Here is a 247-nt window from a genome sequence, read left to right as displayed (position 1 = left end):
CCTGGGCGGGCTGGTCCCACGTGGACTCGGCGAACGCGAGCACCCGGTCCCACCGAGGGCGCTCGTGGGGGTGGGGGCGACGGCCGAAGATCGACTGACCGAGGGTCGCGTCGATGTTCTCCCCGTCGACGAGCACGTAGGTGCGGCGTTCCATGCCACCCACCCTAGTCATGACGGCGCCGCGCGCCGGTCAGAGCAGGGTCAGCAGCCCGAGCACGCCCACGGCGACGCCGAGCGCGAGCGAGAC

Origin of the sequence: Aeromicrobium sp. Leaf272 (assembly GCF_001422865.1) — a bacterium.
In the GTDB taxonomy this organism is placed as follows: domain Bacteria; phylum Actinomycetota; class Actinomycetes; order Propionibacteriales; family Nocardioidaceae; genus Aeromicrobium.
The sequence above is the reverse complement of the archived record's forward strand: the minus strand, read 5'-3'. Positions refer to the sequence as shown.